Raw genomic sequence first — 17587 nt, 5'->3', positions numbered from 1 at the left:
GTTCGGTCAGGGAGATTGGGTCTGGTGAACGAGGGGCCGCTCGGGTACACCCGGCGCCCTGATGTGCGCCCCTGCCTTACCCGAACCCGAGGGAGAAATCACCCCATGGCGTCCGCCTGGCCCGTCTGGCTGCGCCAGCGCCTGAACGAGGTGCATCTGGCGATCGTGTTCCTGACCCGGCTGCCCTGGGTGCGGGCCGACTGGTCGGCGCCGCTGATGAGCGCGGCCTGGGCCTTCCCGTTCGCCGGGGTGCTGCTGGGGGCGACCTGCGGCGCCGTCGCCGGGCTGGCGGTGGAGGCCGGGGCGTCGCCGCTGCTGGCGGCGGTGCTCGGCGTCGGGGCGGCGACCCTGTTCACGGGCTGCCTGCACGAGGACGGCATCGGGGATACCGCCGACGGCATCGGCAGCGGGCGCGACCGGGCGCGGTCGCTGGAGATCCTGCGCGATTCGCGCATCGGCACCTACGGCATGGTCGCGGTCACCATGTCCCTTCTGGTGCGCATCGCCGCCCTGGCCATGCTGCTGGAGGCCGGCGCGTGGTGGGCCGTCGCCCTGCCCGCGTGGATGCTGGCGGCGGCGCTCGGGCGGGGCGCCGGGCCGCTGTTCATGCGGCTGTGCCCGCCCGCCCGCGCGGACGGCGTGGGCGCGGGCGCGGGCCGTCCCTCGGTCCGAGGCGCGGCGGTGGCGCTGGTCCTGCCGCTGGTGGCCGGGGTGCTGTTCCTGCTGGGACCCGCCGCCCCCGGCCCGGCCGCGCCGCTCGTGCTGCTGGTCGCCCTGCTTCCCCTGCCCTGGCTCGCCGGGCTGGCCGGGCGGCGGCTGGGCGGCTACACGGGCGACGTGATCGGGGCGGCCATTCTGATCGTGGAGTGTGCCGCGCTGGCCTTGCTGGCCGCCGTTCTGTCATAGTCCGGACGGCCGCCGGCCGAAGACCAACAAAAGGGAGCCAACCCGACCATGACGCCGTCGCCCGATCCCACCTCCGATCCCGCCGAAACGCGCTGGTGGCTGGTGCGCCACGCGCCGGTGCCCGATCCCCAGGGCCGCATCGTCGGCCAGGGCGACCCGGACGCGCACACGGGAGACACCGACGACCTGGAGGCGCTCGCCCGCCTGCTGCCCGATCATGCCGTGCTGGTGACCACGCCTTTGCGCCGCACCGGGCAGACGGCCCGCGCCCTGGCGGCGGCGGGGATGCGCCTGCCGCGCGCCCAGGAGGTGCCCGATCTGGCCGAGCAGAGCTTCGGCGACTGGGAGGGCCTGACCTGGGGCGGCCTCGCCAGCGCCCAGCCCCCCGATCCCGCGCTGGCCGCGTTCTGGGACGACCCGGCGCATCGCACGCCGCCCGGCGGGGAGAGCTTCGCCGCCGTGGTCGCCCGGGTGCGGTCGGTGCTGGACCGTCTCAGCGCCGAGCACGCGGGGCGCGACATCGTCGCCGTGGTGCACGCGGGCACGGTGCGCGCGGCGCTGGCCGTGGCGCTGGATCTGGATCCCGCCGTGGCCCTGCGGTTCGCCGTCGAGCCGCTGTCCCTGACCCGGCTCGACCGGCTGTCCGGCACGCCCTTCGCCGGCTGGCGGGTGGGCTGCGTGAACACGCTGATGACGCCCTGAGTTTTTCACCGCACGGGCACGGGTCCCCGCCTCCGCCGCTTGACCCCGGCGCGGCGGGGGCCTAACCAGAACCGGCGTCCCGCGCGCCCGCCCGCGCCCCACCCTCCGCCCGGTCAGTCGCAGCCTCATGGGCCATCTTCGTCTTCATCGCGACCTGCCCTTCGCCCGCCCCGCGGTCTATGACGTGATCGCGGACGTGGAGCGGTATCCCGCGTTCATGCCCGGCTTCAAGGGCGTGCGCGTCCAGGGCTGGGAGGACGACACCCTGCGCGTGGTGCAGACCGTCGGCGGCGGCGGCATCACCCGCACGTTCCTGTCCCGGGCCCGCTTCGAGCCCGGCGCGCGCATCGACATCGTCTCGCACGACAAGCCGTTCCGGGTGCTGCGCCAGACCTGGCGGTTCGAGGACGCGGGCGACCGGCGCACCCGGGTTCACCTGGAGGCCGAATACCGGCTGGCGGACCGCCTGACCGGGCCGGTGTTCGAGCGCATCTTTCCCGGCCTGCTGCGCAGCGGGCTGACGGCGGTCGCCCGGCGCGCCGCCCATCTGGAGCGGCGGCGCGGCGCGCCGCCCGCGGACACGACAAGAGGCACCGAGCGATGACCCAGACCCCCGCCCCCCCGAACGGTGGCGCTCAGCCAACCGACCCCGGCCCGACGGGCGACGCCCATCCCCAGGATCCGGCCCGCATCCGCGCGATGTTCAACGCCATCGCGCCGCGCTACGACACCATGAACGACATGATGAGCTGGGGTGTCCACCGGGGCTGGAAAACGAAGCTGTGCAAGATGGCCGGCAAGCCGGTGGGGCGGGGTCTGGCCCTCGACCTGGCCGGCGGCACCGGCGACGTGGCCGACCGGCTGGCCGACGCCGGCTGGGCCGTCGTGGTCTGCGACCCGTCCGAGGGCATGATGGGCATCGGCCGCAAGAAGAAGGCCGGGCCGCGCGTGCGCTGGGTCGGCGGCATGGGCGAGGCGCTGCCGTTCGCCGACGCCACCTTTGATCTGGTCACGGTCGCCTTCGGCCTGCGCAACATGCGCGACCGCGAGGGCGCCCTGCGCGAAATCGCCCGTGTGCTGGTGCCGGGCGGGCGCTTCCTGTGCCTGGAGTTCTCGCAGCCCTGGCGGCTGATCCGGGCGCCCTATACCGCCTATTCCCGGCGCACCATCCCGCGCGTGGGCGCGGCCGTGGCCGGCCGGCCCGAGGCCTATCAGTATCTGGTGGACTCGATCCAGGCGTTCCCGGACCGGCCCACCGTCTCCGGCTGGCTGGAACAGGCCGGCCTGACCGACATCAAGGTGCGCACGGTCTCCATGGGGATCGCGGCCATTCACGACGGCCGGCGCCCGGCCCCGTGAGCGCGTCCCGCCCACCCTGGACCGTGATCGCGTGGCATGCCATCCGGCCGCGCACGCTGCCCCTGTCGCTGTCGCCGGTGATCGCCGGCGCGGCCCTCGGCTGGGCCGAGAGCGGCGCGGCCCGGCCCGGCGTGACCCTGGCCGCCGCGCTGTCGGCGCTGGCCATCCAGGTCGGCACCAACCTGCACAACGATGCCGCCGACACGCTCAACCAGACCGACCGCAGCGACCGGGTCGGCCCGCCCCGGGTCACGGCGCGGGGCTGGATGACCCCGGGGCAGGTGCTGGCGGCGGCCCATGCGGCCTTTGCGCTGTCGGTGCTGCTGGGGCTGTGGCTGGTGTGGCAGGGCGGCTGGCCGATCCTGCTGATCGGGGCGCTGTCGGTGCTGGCGGGCTATGCCTATTCGGCCGGGCCCTACCCGATCTCGCGCGGGCCGTTCGGGGAACTGACGGTGATCGCGTTCTTCGGCATGATCGCGGTCGGCGGCATGGTCTATCTTCACGCGGGGGCCGTGGGGCCGCCGGCGATCCTGCTGGGACTGACCATCGGCCTGCCGGCGGCGGCGGTGCTGCTGGTCAACAACACCCGCGACCTGGAGGGGGACCGCCGCGCCGGACGGCGCACGCTGGCGATCCGGATCGGGCGCGCGGGCGCGGTGCGGCTCTATGGGATCCTGCTGGCGGCCGCGCTCATGGGTCTGGCGGGACTTGCGCTGGCGGATCCGGGCCTGCGCGGCGCCGCGCTGGGCCTGCTGAGCGCGCCCCTGGTGTGGCGGGCGTGGCGGGCCTTCGCGGCGGCCCGCGCCCCGGCGGACTTCAATGCGGCCCTGGCCCGCACCGGCGCGGTGCAGGCGGTGATGGCGGTGACGGCGGCGGCGGGCCTGGTGATGGTTTGAGATCGGCGGCACCCCCCGCCACGAGACAGGAACGGACGGACCCGTGGCATGCCCCTGCGCCTGAGACACCTTGCCCTGCTGGCGCTGCTGGCGTGGGTCGTCGCCATGATCCACGAAAAGGCGACCACCCCGGGCGTTCAGCTCACCACCGCGCCGCCCGCGGCCGAGGGGGGCCTGCGCCTCGTCATGCTGCTGGCGCTGGTGGGCATGACGGCCGTCGTCGGACTGCTGGCGGCGATCCGCCCCAAAGAGGTCCTCGGCCCCCTGCGCGATGATCCGCAGATCACCCTGCTGGCGGGGCTGGCGGGCGTGCTGTTCCTGGTCAGTCTGGCGATCCTGCGTGTGGACAGCGCCGCCTATGCCGTGCTGTTCCTGGTGGTCATTCTGTTCTGCGCCTATTGCAACGCGGCATTTCCCGGCCGGTTCTTCCTGGTCGTCGCCGGCGTGCTGGTGCTGGGCCTGGTCGCGTTCGTCGCCCTGTTCGGGCTGCCCACGGGCCGCGTGATCGGGTTCATCCACCCCAACGCCATCGGCTCGTTCGGGCTGGCCACGACCTATTTCGCCTCGCGCTCCGGTCACCCCGCCCGCTACGGCCTGTACGCCGTGGCGCTGGGCTTCGCGCTGGCGGTCAACTCGCGCTACGCCATCCTGGCCATGGCGATCATCATCGCCTTCGAGGCGCTGCAGTCCATGCGCCATGTGACCTGGCCGAAGCTCCTGCTGGGGGCCGCGGCGGGGGTGGGCGGCCTGCTGGTGCTGACGGCGGCCGCCGACTGGATCATCGCCGATGTGCTGCGGATCTACGATCCGGCGCGCGGGCTGGCGGGCGGCATCTCGGGCCGGTTCGATCAGTACGCCGACTTCGGCTGGCAGATCGCCGAGCGCCCCTTCCTGGGCTACGGCTTTCGGAACCGCGAGGCCTACATCCCCGCGCACAACGGGTTCCTGAACTTCCTGCTGGAAAACGGCGTGCTGGTCACCGGGCTGCTCGCGGTGTGCCTGGGCTACGCCATCGTCTCCAACGCCCGCGATCCCGGCGACGGCCCGCTGCCGCGCAACCGCCTGATCCTGGGCCACTGGATAGCCTGGGCGCTGGCCGGATTCTTCGAGCCGCAGATCATCAACTTCGGAGACACCTTCGCCCTGATGACCATGGTCCTGCTGACGGATACGCGCCGCATCCGGTCCCGACCGGGGGAGACCTGACGTGGCCATCCGGGGCGGCGGACCATGAGCCGGATCCCCCGCATGCCGGCGACCGCGCGCCGCTTCCTGGCCTATGGGCTGGACAGCGGGCTGCCGGCGCTGCTGAGCCTGCTGCTCCTGACGCTGGCCGCGCGCAGCACCGACATGGCCACCTTCGGCACCTTCGCGCTGGCCCTGGCCATCGCGGGCCTCCAGACGCCGCTGGCCGCCTTCGGGCTCATCACCCTGTTCTTCGGCCGGGCGGCGTCGCGGCCGGCCGGCGCCGTCCTGATCTTCTGGCCGGGCGTGGTGGCCACGCTGGTGGCCGGCGCCGTGCTCTACGGCGGCACCCTGACCGCCCTGTGGGCGCTGGCGCCGCCGCTGCTGACCACGCTCTATGCCTTGGTCGGGCTGCGCGTGCTGGGCGCGGTGGCCGGCCCGATCAAGGCCATCCATCAGGCCCGCTCCCGCCCCGACCGCTATGTCCCCTGGCGGCTGGTCACCATCGCGGCGGCCTTCGCCGCCACCGGCGCGGTGGTCGCGCTGGACGGCGGCCTGGCGGGCTACGCCCTGGTCTGGGGCCTGGAATGGCTGGTCTTCGCGGCCGGCCTGCTGGCGGGCGCGCTGCGCTCCGGCGCCCTGCGGCCGGTCGCCCGCCCGCGCGTGCGGCCGGTGCTGACCAAGGCCGGACCGCTGTTCGTGCAGGCGGTCTGCATCGCCGTCTATCTGCGGTTCGATCAGGTCTACGTCGCCTGGCGGTTCGGCGAGGCCGAGCTGGGCCTGTACGCGGCGGCGGCCCGCATCGCCGAGGCCGGCACCATGGTCTATGGCGTGGTCGGGCTGGTGGTCGCCCCGCGCATCATCCGGGAATGGACGCACGGCCGGCTGAGCGGCCCGGCCCGGGGCGCGCTGGCGGGCATCGCGCTGGGCGCGGTGGCGGCGAGCGGCCTGTGCTGGGTGTGGGGCGGCGACCTGCTGCGGCTTCTGTTCGGCCCGCCGTTCGCGGCCGGCGGCACGATCCTGGCGATCTATGTGCTCTCCACCTGCTTCACGGTGTACGGCGCCATCGGCTCGCGCATCAACGTGGCGCAGGGGACGACGCTGCCCAGCATGATCGCCGGACTGGTCGGCGCGGTCAGCAATGTGGCGCTGTCGATCCTGCTGTGCGAGATCCAGGGCCCGGCGGGGGCCGCCACGGCCACGGTGGCGAGCTATGCGCTCTCCTGCACGGTCACCTGGGGCAGCGCCCTGGCCCGGAGCCGTCGCGGGCCCAGGGCGGGGCGATGACGGCCGCGCGCCGTTGGCCGGGTCGGTTTGTTTTCGATGCGACTCAACGCCTTAGGTCGTGATGCTGAGAGGCTCCGGGAATCGGCGGCGTGTTTCGGAGGGCCCGCGAAACGTCTCCGGATTTTTTTATAGATCGTTGTTTTTATTGATTCTTCCGGCCCTGACCGTTCGCAACATTCTGAAATAATGATTGATTTGCGCGGGTTACCCCCGGCGGCTAAGTCTTGTGCATCACCAAGGTTGAGTCGCCTGCCTGGACTTCGGCCCGAAACTGGGGCCCGAAACCGGGACCCGAAACCGGGTCTGTCGGAGACCCGCACACCGATCAGGCAGCCCGGACAGCCGGACTTGCGGACTTTTAAGGAACCGGATGATGAAGGACGCCAGCCTGGAAGACGCCGCCCTCTCCTCGATGATCGAGGACGCGCAGGTCGTGCCCGGCCGCCGCCCCTGGCCGCTGGCCGCCCGGGCGTGCCGCACGCTGGCCGGTCCCGTCACCGTGTCCGGCATCGGTCTGCACTCCGGCGCGCCGGTCACCATGACCGTGCTGCCCGCCGGGGCCGACAGCGGCCTGTGGTTCCGCCGCTCGGATGTGCAGGACCGCGACCCCATGATCCCGGCGCGCTGGAACCACGTCGTCGATACCCGCCTGTGCACCGTGCTCGGCAATGCCGCCGGTGTGACCGTCTCGACGGTCGAGCACCTGATGGCCGCCCTGGCGGGCCTGGGCATCGACAACGCCGAAATCGTGGTGGACGGTCCGGAAGTGCCGGTGATGGACGGCTCGTCGGCCGCCTTCGTCACGCTGATCGAGGCCGCGGGCACCATCGCCCAGGCGGCCCCGCGCCACGCCATCCGCATCACCGACACCATCACCGTGCGCGAGGGCGACTGCGAGGTCTCGCTGCGCCCGGCCCCGCGTGGTCTGACCATCGACGCCGAAATCGACTTCGACTCCCCCGTCATCGGCCGTCAGCGCCGGGTGGTGCAGGTCTCGCCCCGCGCCTTCCGCGAGGAACTGGCCGATTCGCGCACCTTCGGCTTCCGCCACGAAGTGGACGCCATGCGCGCCATGGGCCTCGCCCGGGGCGGTTCGCTCGACAACGCGGTGGTCATCGACGGCGAAACCGTGATGAACGCCGACGGCCTGCGCCACGCCGACGAGTTCGTGCGCCACAAGGCGCTGGACGCGCTGGGCGATCTGGCCCTGGCCGGTCATCCGATCGTGGGCGTCTACCAGGGCTTCCGGCCCAGCCACCGCATGAACAACCTGCTGCTGCGGGCGCTGTTCGAGCAGGCGGACGCCTGGCGGTTCGAGCCCGCGTTGATGAGCGGCGGCCACGGCGACACCCGCAGCCGCGTGGACGCGGACGGCGGCCTGCGCCGCGCCTGATCGGGCGGCCTTCGCCGGTCCCAGGCACGCGCGGGTTTGCCCTTCCTCTCCAGGCACGCTAGAACAGGCGCCCGTTCCCGGCCCCTGATCGAAGGCATGTGCTGATGGAGTCCTGTCCCTGCGGATCCGGTCTCGATGTCGAGGCCTGCTGCGCCCCCGTGATCGCCGGCGCGACGCCGGCTGCCACCGCCGAGGCGCTGATGCGCTCGCGCTACACCGCCTATGCGCGCGGCGACATCGACTATCTCATGAAAACGCTCGCCCCCGAATCCCGGGCGGACTTCGACCCCATCGAGGCCCAGGGTGTCGCGGCGGACTCGGTCTGGACCGGCCTGGAGATCCGCGAGACCACGGGCGGCGGCGAGTCCGACGACACCGGCACCGTGGAATACGTCGCCCGGCTCAAGTACCGGAACACCCCTCGCATGCACCACGAGCGCGCCACCTTCCGGCGCGAGGACGGACGGTGGTACTGCACCGGCGGCGAGGTCAACCCGAAGCAACCGCCCCGGCGCGTCGTCTCGGTCGGCCGCAACGAGCCCTGCCCCTGCGGATCGGGCAAGAAATACAAGAAATGCTGCGGGGCCTGACGGCATGACCCGGCGGTTCGCCTGCACGGTCTGCGGCAAGTGCTGTGTCGGGCTGCTGCCGCTGACCATCGACGAGGCCGTGGCCCGCGCCGACCGCTTCCCGCTGGCGCTGGTCTGGACGCCGGTGCGCAAGGGGGCGCCCGCCTACGACACCCTCAAGCGGCTCGGCCTGGAGGTCACGCTCGGCAAGAACCGCACCGTGGCGGTGCTGGTCTCGCCCATGGTCTACGTGCCGCCCCAGGCGCCCTGCCCCGACCTGCTGGAAGATGGCCGCTGCGCCGTCCACGGCACCGACGCCAAGCCGCTGCGCTGCCGGGCCATGCCCTTCAACCCGCGTCGGCCGGAGCGCGAGCAGAAGGACCTGCTGCTGCCCCGGCCGGGTTGGCTGTGCGACATCTCCGCCGAGGCGCCGGAGGTCTACCGCGACGACACCATCCTGGACCGCACCGACTTCGAGGCCGAGCGCGAAGCCCTGCGGGCCCAGGCGCCCGTGCTGCGAGCCTATGCCAAAAGCCGCCTGTCGCTGTCGCCCACGGTGCTGCGCGAACTGGACCGGATCGACCGCAAGAAGGGGCACACCGGCACGGTGGCCTTGAGCTTCACGGCCCTGCTGCCACGCCTGCCGGATGTGGACGCCGACGCCTTCGTGCGGGGCCAGCGGGCGGTGCTGGCCGACTGGCTGGCGCGGACCTCGCCCAAGGGCGACGAGGCCCCGTTCCATCGGTTCTACAAGGAAGTCCTGGACACCCTGGGCGGTCCCCCTACCCCCGCCGGCGCTTGAGCCACAGGCCCAGCGCGGTATCCAGCGACAGCGGCCCCGGCCCGCGCAGCAGGATCAGCAGCAGCGCCGTGGCCCACAGGGCGTGCTCGGGCCAGTTGCCGGGATACACGAAGATCTGGATGACCGCCGTCATACCCAGCAGGGACAGGGCGGAAACCCGGCTGAACAGCCCCAGCACCAGCAGCACCGGAAAGACGTGCTCGGCCGCCGTGGCCAGTTGCGCCGCTAGGTCGGGCGGCAGCACCGGCACCTTGTACTCGTCCTGGAACAGGAAGTAGGTGGAGCTTGTGATCTCCCAGCCGGACACCTTGGTCTGGCCGGAGCGCCAGAACACCCCGGCGATGCCCACCCGGGCGAACAGGGTGACGATCCACAGCGGCACGCAGCCGGCGGCCCGGGTCAGGCCGCCCCACACGGCCATCAACGGGCCGCCGCCGGCCCTGGCATCACGGGTCGAGGGGTCGGACGCGATCGTCTCTGCGGTGGTCATGGCTCCAGGATCTCCGGGTCTTTGGTGGACGTGGGAAAGGACGCCGGCACGGCGTCGTCATCAACGCGCCGGGGCACGGCGATGTCGGTCAACAGGCCCAGCGAAAGGATCACAGACAGCGCGCCGGTGAGATCGAACCGGCCGCCGCCCTGCTCGTCCGGCGCGCGGGAGGCGGCGGCCGCCGCCTCGGCGGCGGTGCCCAGCGTCTGGCCCATGTCCAGGGCGAACAGCAGCGACAGCGTGCCCCGGTCGGCGCGCGCCATGCGCACGGCGTGTTCCGCCCGGCAGAGCAGGATGGTCGCCCCGCCCTCGTCCAGCGAGACCGTCTCGCCATCCGGCCAGTCCGGCTGGTGCATGGCCCAGATGCGGTCCACCGGCCAGGCCGAGACCACGAAGCGGAACGAGGGATGCACGGCACAGCGCGCCATCGGGAACAGCGTCGGCGGCACGGCGGCCAGGGTGTCGTGCGGCACGGGCACGCCGTCCGGCGCGTGCAGGGCGGCCGACCGCGCCCACTCCAGGCGGGCCACGTCCGGCAGGTAGGGCAGCGCGCGCGCCGGCTCGAACCCTGCCAGGAAGTCCGGGAACCCGTCGCCGTGGGCGGACAGCACCGGCCCCGTGGGCGGCGCGGCGCGGATGAAGGCCCGCGCCGCCTGGGCGAAGAACGCCTCGCCCACCAGGGTGTGAACCACCGGGAAGGTGGCCGCCAGCGCCTCCGTCAGGCCGATCAGGGTATTGTTGCGGTGGATGGCCACACGCTGCGCCGGGCTCAACCCCTTGCCGTCGATGACGGCATCAAGGGCCGGGTCGTCCGCCCCCAGCACGGCCCGGGCCATCGCGGCCTGAAGGGTGGCGAGATCCGCCATCACGCGGACGCCCGGGCGGGGGTCTCGCCCAGCCCCTCGGTCATGAGCGCGGCCACGCGGGCGGCCTCGGCGGACAGCTCGGCCCAGGGCGGGATGTTGCTGTCGCGCTCGATCAGGGTGGGGCGCGCCCCAGTGCGGCGCAGGGTCTCGGCATAGAGCGCGAGCACCGCATCGGGCACCGCGCTGCCGTGATCGTCGATGCGGATCTCCACGCCGTCCACGGTGCGCACGGCGTGCCCGGCCAGATGGATCTCGCCCACCGCGTCCAGCGGCAGCCCCTCGATATAGGTCATCGGGTCGAAGCCCATGTTGCACGCGCTGACGTGGACGTTGTTGACGTCCAGCAGCAGGCCGCAGCCGGTGCGGGCCACCAGCGCGGCAAGGAAGGCGGGCTCGTCCATCTCCTCGCCCTTGAAGGCAAGATACCGCGACGGGTTCTCGACCAGGATCGGACGGCCCAGGGCCTCCTGGGTCTGCGCCACGTGGCGGGCGACGATGTCCAGGGCCTCGCGCGTGCAGGGCACGGGCAGCAGATCGTTCAGGAAGGCGCCGCCGGTGCCGCACCACGCCAGATGCTCGGAGACCAGGGCCGGTTCGGTGCGGGCGACCACGGCGGCGAGACGCGCCAGATGATCCGGGTCCAGGTCGTCCGCCCCGCCCAGAGACAGGCCGACGCCGTGAACGGACAGCGGCATGTCGCGCCGCACCGCCTCCAGCATGCGGTGCGCGGGACCACCGGCGCGCATGACGTTCTCAGCATGGATCTCGACCCAGCGCACGGCGCCGGGCGCGGCCAGAAGGGCGTCGGCGTGGTCCGGCTTGAGGCCGACCCCCACGCTCGCGGGCGGCAGACCGGCCGGCCGGTCCGGGGCTGCGGCGTCGGAAGCAGCGACGGGCACGGCGGCCTCCTGCGGCGAGAGGGAACGGACCGGACCGGGGCGCGGCCGCGCATGCGGACCGCGCCCCACGCCGGAGGGTCAGGAGCTCTTCGGCTCCAGGCTGCCGCCGACCAGCTTCTCGCAGGTGCCTTCGGGCAGCGCGACGAAGGCATCGCCCTGACCGTCCATCTTGGCGGTGCCGGCGCAGGACGAGGACGCGGTCTGGCAGTCGTTGTGGCCGGCCTTGGCGACGCCGTAGCACTTTTCCATGTCGGCGGCGGACGCGGTGGTGGGGGCGGCCATGGCCACGGCGGCGGTCATGGCGGCGGCGACGATGGCGAACTTTTCGGTGGACTTCATGGGGGTGTCTCCTGGATGCGGTCAGGGCATGCCTGAGCGAGGGTGTCGGTCTCCACAGGTCCCGGTTTCGGGTTGGCGAGCGGCCGGTTCGGGTCCGGTCGTGCTCACCCCCCGACGATGCCCGACCCCCGCGCCAGGATAAAATTCTTTTGGACCATCCTTTCCATAACCGCCGGGCATGGGCAGCGGGCGTATTTTTGACTTATTCCAATGCACATGACGAAACCGTCATGGGGCGGCAAACCCGCCGTCATGGACCGTGTGGCATTCTCTCATCATCGGACGCGGGCCACACACCCGGGTCCCCCGAGATGCCTCACGGCAGGGCGCATCTCTCTTCGGCACCGGCCTCCCCCCTCGGCCGGTTTCAGGCCCGACCGGCTCCGCCGCCTCAGCCACGGCGGAACCACCCGGACCGCGGCGCTTCAGCCACGCCGCCTCTCCGCATCGGGCCCCGCGCTAAGAAGGCCGGCCGCGTCTCCCCCGCGGCCGGCCTCCTTTTTTTGATTCATCGCGCAAAATCGGGGTCGCGTGGTTCCTGGACCGCAGCGGCCACCCGAGACAACCCCTCCCCATTCCATGGGGAGGGAGTCCGGTCGGCGCGGCATGGACCGGGACTCCTCCCCCATTCATGGGGGAGGTTGGGAGGGGGTTCAGGCTCGAAGCGCGACGCCAGAGGGGCCCTTCCGGTCCCCCGGAAATCCGTGATGACCCTCTTTTTCCGAATCGCACCAAGGACCCAGAGTCGGGGTCCGGACTGCGGCGGGATTGTGTCGCCGATGGCGTTCGGTCACCGGATGCCGCGAACCCGCATATCGGGCGTGCCGATCCTCAGTCCCGCATTGTTTGGGCCCGAACACCAGGCACTCGATCTTTATGCAGGACGGGCTCGGCGGCGCGATGCTCTGCCCTAGCCAAACAGATGACTCCATTTTCAATCAGGATTCCCACCTTATGGTGGGCTTTGGCCGAGTCCACCTCCTGGAGCATTGATCCCGGACCCCGGCTCGCCAATCATGAGGCCATCGCTTTCAACCCTGCCGCCAATGTGGCCCCGTCTTGGCAGTCCCCACGGCCCAAGACCCGAGAGACCGGAAAGGATACCCAGCCATGCGTACCATGTTGAAGCCGATCGGCGCCGCTGCGATCGTCATGGGCCTGATCTCCGTGTCCGCCCCCGCGTCCGCCGCGCTGTCGCTCGGAGCCGCCGCGGATTTCACGAACTTCGGGTCGGGCGCCGGCGTGCACGGCCTGGAGGCGCGGGGCGGCCGGAGCGGCACGGCCGGCGATTGGGAAATCGGTCTCGGCACCGGCACGAGCCAGCCCGGCCACTTCAACCAGAGCCAGTACGGCTGGGGCAACGCCGGCACCTGGCACGACTTCCAGTACACCTACAACAGCGACGGCAGTGCCTCGTTCACCATCGGCGGCGTGACCACCTCGTGGGGGTCCGACCTGGGTCTCGGCAACGCGATCAAGGTCAGCGCCAAGCGGACCGCCAGCATCACGATCACGGAGCTCGACGGCGCCGCCGGGTCCTGGTCTCTGGTTGGCGACACCAGCGACCCCTGGAACATCAACACCGTGTTCGTCAGCAGTGCTTTCGCGGATGGCTTCACCATGGCCGGTCAGATGGCCCTGCTGCCGGGCGGCGGCTCGGCCAACGAAATCCTGATCGAGGCCGGCAACGTCCCCGCCGTGCCGCTGCCTGCGGCGGTGTGGTTCCTGCTGACCGCCCTGGGCGGCCTGGCCGGCTCCCGCTGGCTGAAGACCGGCAAGGCGGCCTGATCCCGATCGGCGGGTGAGTGTCCCTCACCCGCCGTTCCGGCACGACGCCCGTTGTCAGACCTTCGGAAGCCCCGTGATGAAGGTCGCCAGGGCGGATCCGATGGCGTCGGGGCTGTCCTCCTGGATGTAGTGGGCGCCCGGCACCGACACTTCGGTGGTGTTCGGGAAGCCCCGGCACAGGTCCGCCACCGGCCCCGTGACCATCATGCCCGGCTCGGCGCTGACGAACAGCTTGGGCACCGGGCTGGTCTTCAGGAACGCCACGTTGGCGTCCAGGTCCGCCGCGACGTCGGCGGGCGCGCCGTCGATGGGAATCTGGCGCGGCCACGTCAGGGTCGGCCGTCGGCCCTCGCCCGGCTCGGGATAGGGCTCGCGGTAGAACGCGCGCTCGGTCTCGTCCAGCTCCCGCATGACAGCCATCGGGATGACCTGCTCGACGAACATGTTGTCCGCAAGGCACATCGGCTCGCCCTGGGCCGAGCGGAAGCCCTCGAACGCCGGCACCGCCGGCGGCGGCATCAGGTCCCAGGTCAGCGGCATGACCAGCGGTTCCATGAAGGCCAGGCCACGCACACGGTCGGGGTTGGCCCGCGCCCAGGCGAAGCCCAGCGCCGCGCCCCAGTCGTGCAGCACCAGGACCACCGGCCCGGACGGCGCCAGCGCATCCAGCAGCCCGAACAGATAGTGCGCGTGGTCCGCGAACGTGTAGCGGTCGGGGCCGCTGTCGGGCAGCTTGCCGGACCGGCCCATGCCCACCAGATCGGGCGCGAGGCAACGGCCCAGCCCCTCCACATGGGGGATGATGTTGCGCCAGATGTAGGACCAGGTGGGGTTGCCGTGCAGGAACACGATGGTCGGCCCCGCCTCGGCCGACCCGGCCTCCAGATAGGCCATGTCCACGCCGTCCACGGGAACGGTGTGGGTCGGATAGGTCAGTGCGGCTGAGATCGGCATGATCGGCTCTCCCTCTCGCGATGGGGCTTGGCCCCCGTGTGGGCGCGCCTGGACGAAAAAGGGGGGCCGCGGCCCCCCTTCCTCATCACGCGAAGTCGTGTCTCTGCCCTGCTCAGCCGGCCGACGGCGCGCCGGTGAAGGCGGTGACCGGCGGGGCCTCGCCCTCGAACTTCTCCACATCCACGATGGCGGTGTGGCCGCAGTTGCCCTGCGCCAGCTTGGACGTGCCCTTGTCGATGGCCAGCACGTTGGGGCTGCCGTACTTGTCCAGGGCGCCCACAACGCCCGGTTCGGCCGGGTCGTACCAGGCGCCCTCGTTGAGGCGGACCACGCCCGGCCGCATCCGGTCGGTGACCACCGCCCCGGCCAGGACCGCGCCCCGGTCGTTGAAGATGCGCACCACGTCACCGTCGGCGATGCCGCGCGCCTCGGCATCGGCCGGGCTGATGAGCATGGGTTCGCGCCCGCTGACCGTGTACTTGTCGCGCAGCACCTCGGCGTTGTTCAACTGCGAGTGCAGGCGGTATTTCGGATGCGCGGTGTCCAGATGCAGCGGATACTTCGCCCCCTCCTGGCCGAGCCATTCCACCGGCTCCATCCAGGTCGGATGGGGCGGGCAGTCGTCGTAGCCCATGGCCTCGATGGCGCGGGAGTACAGCTCGATCTTGCCCGAGGGCGTGCCCAGCGGCTCCAGCAGGGGTTCCTCGCGGAAATCGGCGTAACGGACGTAGTTCAGGCCCTCTTCGTCGGGCTCGAACACCAGCGGCTGCTCGCCGTTCCAGAAGGTGTCGAAGTCCGGCATGTCGATGCGGCGCGCCTTGGCCTGGGTCAGGGCGGCATCATAGAAGCCCTCGATCCATTCCATCTCGGTCTTGCCGTCGTCGAATCCGGTGCCGTACCCGAGCTTTTTCGAGATCTCGTTGAAGATATCGAAATCGCTGCGGCTTTCGTACAGCGGGTCGATGGCCTTGCGCATCGGCGTCATAAGGCGCAGCGAGTAGCTGCCGCCCTGTTCGATGTCGTTGCGCTCGTAGGAGGTGTTGGCCGGCAGCACGATGTCCGCGTGCCGCGCCGTCGGCGTCCAGTACATGTCATGGACGATCACGGTCTCCGGCTTTCGCCACGCCTTGGTCAGGGTGTTGGTGTCCTGGTGGTGGACGAACGGGTTGCCGCCGACCCAGTAGATCAACTGGATGTCCGGATAGGTGACCTTGTCGCCGTTGAAGTCGATCACCTTGCCCGGGTTCAGCAGCATGTCGGCGATGCGCGCCAGCGGGATGGAGGCGAGGCCGCTCTTTTCCAGCCACGCCGCGCCCTCGACCGCCTTGCCGGTGGCGGTGATGCCGGGCAGCACGGGGGCCACGGCGGTCGGCGTGCCGCCGTTGGAGTAGTGGTAGGATAGCCCGAAGCCGCCGCCCGGCAGGCCGATCTGGCCCAGCATCGAGGCGATGGCCACCAGCGCCCAGTGGGCCTGCTCGCCGTGGTCCATGCGCTGCATGGCCCAACCGCTCATCAGCATGGTGCGGTTGGCGGCGAAGTCGCGGGCAAGCTGGCGGATGGTGTCGGCGGGCACCTCGCAGATGGCCGATGCCCAGTCGGCGGTCTTCTCGGTGCCGTCGGACTCGCCGGACAGATAGGCGGAGAACTCCTCGAAACCCACCGTGTATTCGTCCAGGAAGTCCTGGTCGTGCAGGCCCTCGCTCATCAGCGTGTGGCAGATGCCCAGCATCATGGCCACGTCGGTCTGCGGGCGGGGCGCGATCCACTCGGCGTTCATCTCGTCGATGGAGTCCGAGCGCACCGGGTCGATGCCGATGACGCGGGTGCCCTTGTCCTTCAGGGCGGCGAAGCCCTCCAGGGCGCCGTGCTCGCACAGGATCCAGTCGATCTGGTTGGTGATCATGGGGTTGGCGCCCCACAGCACCACCAGGGTGGAGTTCTCGACCACCACCGGCCAGACCGTCTGCTGTTCATAGACCTCCAGGCGGCCCACCACATGCGGCATGATGACCTGGGACGCGCCGGTGGAATAGTCGCCCGTGTGGTTGATGTAGCCGCCATGCAGATTCAGCATCCGGCCCAGCAGGTTGCGGCAGTTGTGCAGCTTGCCGACGCTCTTCCAGCCGTAGGAGCCGCCGAAGATGGCCTCGTTGCCGTAGGTGTCCTTGACGCGCTGCAACTCGCCGCTGATCAGATCGATGGCCTCGTCCCACGAGACGCGGACGAATTCCTCCGCGCCGCGGCTCTCGTCGTTGGCGCGCGGCCCGTTCTCCAGGTAGCTCTTGCGGACCATGGGGTAGCGGATGCGGGCGTCGGAGTAGACCGAGTCGGGGATGCCGGCCAGCATGTCGGTCGGGAACTTGTCCACGTCCAGCGAGCGGGCCTCGACGAACTTGCCGTCCTCGATGACGGCATGGAACGGACCCCAGTGCGATCCCTGCAGGATGGCGCCGCCGGCCCCCTGCGCGGCGGCCCGGCGCGGCCCCAGCAGCAGCGACGGCCCGGCGACCGCCCCCAGCCCGGCCAGCGCGGACGCCTTCAACAGGCTGCGGCGGGTGAGCGTGCCGGCGGCATGCGCTTTGGTCATGTGGCCCATGGTCGTCTCCTCCGTTCTTGGGTCGGCACGGCCCGGGACGCCTTGACTGCGCCCCTTGAGAAGCCGCCCGAGCAAAGGCGTCGGGGAGTATACTGAAGGCCCGTAAACGCACTTCGGCGCTCAGGTGAACCCAACGTGAAATCGTGTTGCCGGGACGTTAACCGCGTCGTGACGCATTGGACGACGCGATTGAAAACGAAGCGTTTTCGTAGGCCCAAGGTGGTCATCCCGCGCCGCCAAGGGCGGCGAAGGACCTCGGGCGGTGGCTTGACCCGAGTGCGGACGACACCGCCGGCATGCCCGTGCCCGAGATCCTTCCGTCGCGTCGCTCCGTCAGGATGACATTCCCCTTCATTGTCATCAACTCAGTTTGTGGCGGGTTCGGGCTGAGGCCGGAGGACCGCGTTTGCGATGGTGACGAGCTTTCTGGCAACGGCGAGGAGTGCGCCTTTTGGTGTCTTTTTGTTTCCGATAAGCCGTTCGTAGAAGGCCTTGAGGTCGGGGTTGTATCGCACGGCGGAGAGCGCGGCCATGAAGAGCTTGGATCGCAAGGCGC

At 71.1% G+C, this 17587-nt stretch carries 17 protein-coding genes and 1 pseudogene; 11 read left to right on the top strand and 7 right to left on the bottom strand.

The window, feature by feature from the left end:
• Nucleotides 1–105 precede the first annotated feature (105 nt).
• The 10 genes from GHC57_RS14475 (at nt 106) to GHC57_RS14430 (ending at nt 9099) form a co-directional block, all read left to right on the top strand.
• Complete coding sequence (locus GHC57_RS14475) at nt 106–906, top strand: adenosylcobinamide-GDP ribazoletransferase (protein ID WP_153345480.1); 801 nt, start codon at nt 106–108, stop codon at nt 904–906.
• A 48-nt stretch (nt 907–954) separates the two neighbouring features.
• Nucleotides 955–1608, top strand: coding sequence for a histidine phosphatase family protein (locus tag GHC57_RS14470; protein WP_153345478.1), 654 nt, complete (start codon nt 955–957; stop codon nt 1606–1608).
• Between the two features lie 127 nt (nt 1609–1735).
• Nucleotides 1736–2212, top strand: coding sequence for a type II toxin-antitoxin system RatA family toxin (locus GHC57_RS14465; RefSeq protein ID WP_153345476.1), 477 nt, complete (start codon nt 1736–1738; stop codon nt 2210–2212).
• Entirely contained in the window at nt 2209–2967 is a 759-nt protein-coding gene (locus GHC57_RS14460) for a class I SAM-dependent methyltransferase (protein ID WP_153345474.1), read from the top strand. The genes GHC57_RS14465 and GHC57_RS14460 overlap by 4 nt, the downstream gene beginning before the upstream one ends.
• Complete coding sequence (gene menA / locus GHC57_RS14455) at nt 2964–3863, top strand: 1,4-dihydroxy-2-naphthoate octaprenyltransferase (RefSeq protein WP_170294896.1); 900 nt, start codon at nt 2964–2966, stop codon at nt 3861–3863. The genes GHC57_RS14460 and menA overlap by 4 nt, the downstream gene beginning before the upstream one ends.
• Before the next feature lie 48 nt (nt 3864–3911).
• Nucleotides 3912–5069, top strand: coding sequence for a hypothetical protein (locus GHC57_RS14450; RefSeq protein ID WP_153345472.1), 1158 nt, complete (start codon nt 3912–3914; stop codon nt 5067–5069).
• Nucleotides 5070–5093: 24 nt separating this feature from the next.
• The gene (locus tag GHC57_RS14445) at nt 5094–6335 is read left to right on the top strand and encodes an oligosaccharide flippase family protein (RefSeq protein ID WP_153345470.1); all 1242 of its coding nucleotides are present in this window, start codon (nt 5094–5096) and stop codon (nt 6333–6335) included.
• A 373-nt stretch (nt 6336–6708) separates the two neighbouring features.
• Nucleotides 6709–7728 carry a UDP-3-O-acyl-N-acetylglucosamine deacetylase gene (gene lpxC / locus GHC57_RS14440; RefSeq protein ID WP_246152326.1) on the top strand — a complete coding sequence of 340 codons (1020 nt, stop codon included), beginning with the start codon at nt 6709–6711 and terminating at the stop codon, nt 7726–7728.
• 104 nt (nt 7729–7832) lie between these two features.
• Complete coding sequence (locus GHC57_RS14435; protein WP_153345468.1) at nt 7833–8318, top strand: YchJ family protein; 486 nt, start codon at nt 7833–7835, stop codon at nt 8316–8318.
• A 4-nt stretch (nt 8319–8322) separates the two neighbouring features.
• On the top strand, nt 8323–9099 hold the full coding sequence (locus tag GHC57_RS14430) for a YkgJ family cysteine cluster protein (protein WP_153345466.1): 777 nt from the start codon (nt 8323–8325) through the stop codon (nt 9097–9099).
• Here the strand turns inward: GHC57_RS14430 and GHC57_RS14425 are convergent.
• The 4 genes from GHC57_RS14425 to GHC57_RS14410 form a co-directional block, all read right to left on the bottom strand.
• A complete protein-coding gene (locus GHC57_RS14425) occupies nt 9080–9589 on the bottom strand; it encodes a DoxX family protein (RefSeq protein WP_246152325.1) in 510 nt (169 codons plus the stop codon). The genes GHC57_RS14430 and GHC57_RS14425 overlap by 20 nt on opposite strands.
• The gene (locus GHC57_RS14420) at nt 9586–10455 is read right to left on the bottom strand and encodes an HvfC/BufC N-terminal domain-containing protein (protein WP_153345464.1); all 870 of its coding nucleotides are present in this window, start codon (nt 10453–10455) and stop codon (nt 9586–9588) included. The genes GHC57_RS14425 and GHC57_RS14420 overlap by 4 nt, the downstream gene beginning before the upstream one ends.
• The gene (bufB, locus tag GHC57_RS14415) at nt 10455–11354 is read right to left on the bottom strand and encodes an MNIO family bufferin maturase (RefSeq protein ID WP_343031183.1); all 900 of its coding nucleotides are present in this window, start codon (nt 11352–11354) and stop codon (nt 10455–10457) included. Before bufB ends, GHC57_RS14420 begins: the two co-directional genes overlap by 1 nt.
• Nucleotides 11355–11432: 78 nt before the next feature.
• The gene (locus GHC57_RS14410; protein ID WP_153345462.1) at nt 11433–11693 is read right to left on the bottom strand and encodes a BufA1 family periplasmic bufferin-type metallophore; all 261 of its coding nucleotides are present in this window, start codon (nt 11691–11693) and stop codon (nt 11433–11435) included.
• 1110 nt (nt 11694–12803) lie between these two features.
• On the opposite strand from GHC57_RS14410, the gene GHC57_RS14405 reads away from it, so the two are divergent.
• On the top strand, nt 12804–13481 hold the full coding sequence (locus tag GHC57_RS14405; protein ID WP_153345460.1) for a VPLPA-CTERM sorting domain-containing protein: 678 nt from the start codon (nt 12804–12806) through the stop codon (nt 13479–13481).
• A 54-nt stretch (nt 13482–13535) separates the two neighbouring features.
• Here GHC57_RS14405 and GHC57_RS14400 read toward each other — a convergent pair whose 3' ends face one another.
• The 3 genes and pseudogenes from GHC57_RS14400 to GHC57_RS19595 form a co-directional block, all read right to left on the bottom strand.
• Nucleotides 13536–14435, bottom strand: a complete 900-nt coding sequence (locus GHC57_RS14400; protein WP_153345459.1) for a haloalkane dehalogenase — start codon at nt 14433–14435, stop codon at nt 13536–13538.
• 112 nt (nt 14436–14547) lie between these two features.
• Entirely contained in the window at nt 14548–17022 is a 2475-nt protein-coding gene (gene torA / locus GHC57_RS14395) for a trimethylamine-N-oxide reductase TorA (protein ID WP_246152324.1), read from the bottom strand.
• A 374-nt stretch (nt 17023–17396) separates the two neighbouring features.
• Nucleotides 17397–17587, bottom strand: a pseudogene (locus GHC57_RS19595) (IS110-like element ISEc32 family transposase); the annotation flags it as partial.

It is taken from the genome of Roseospira navarrensis, from assembly GCF_009601025.1.
Lineage (GTDB): Bacteria > Pseudomonadota > Alphaproteobacteria > Rhodospirillales > Rhodospirillaceae > Rhodospira > Rhodospira navarrensis.
Note: the sequence above shows the minus strand (reverse complement) of the source record. Positions and strands in the feature narration are given on the sequence as shown.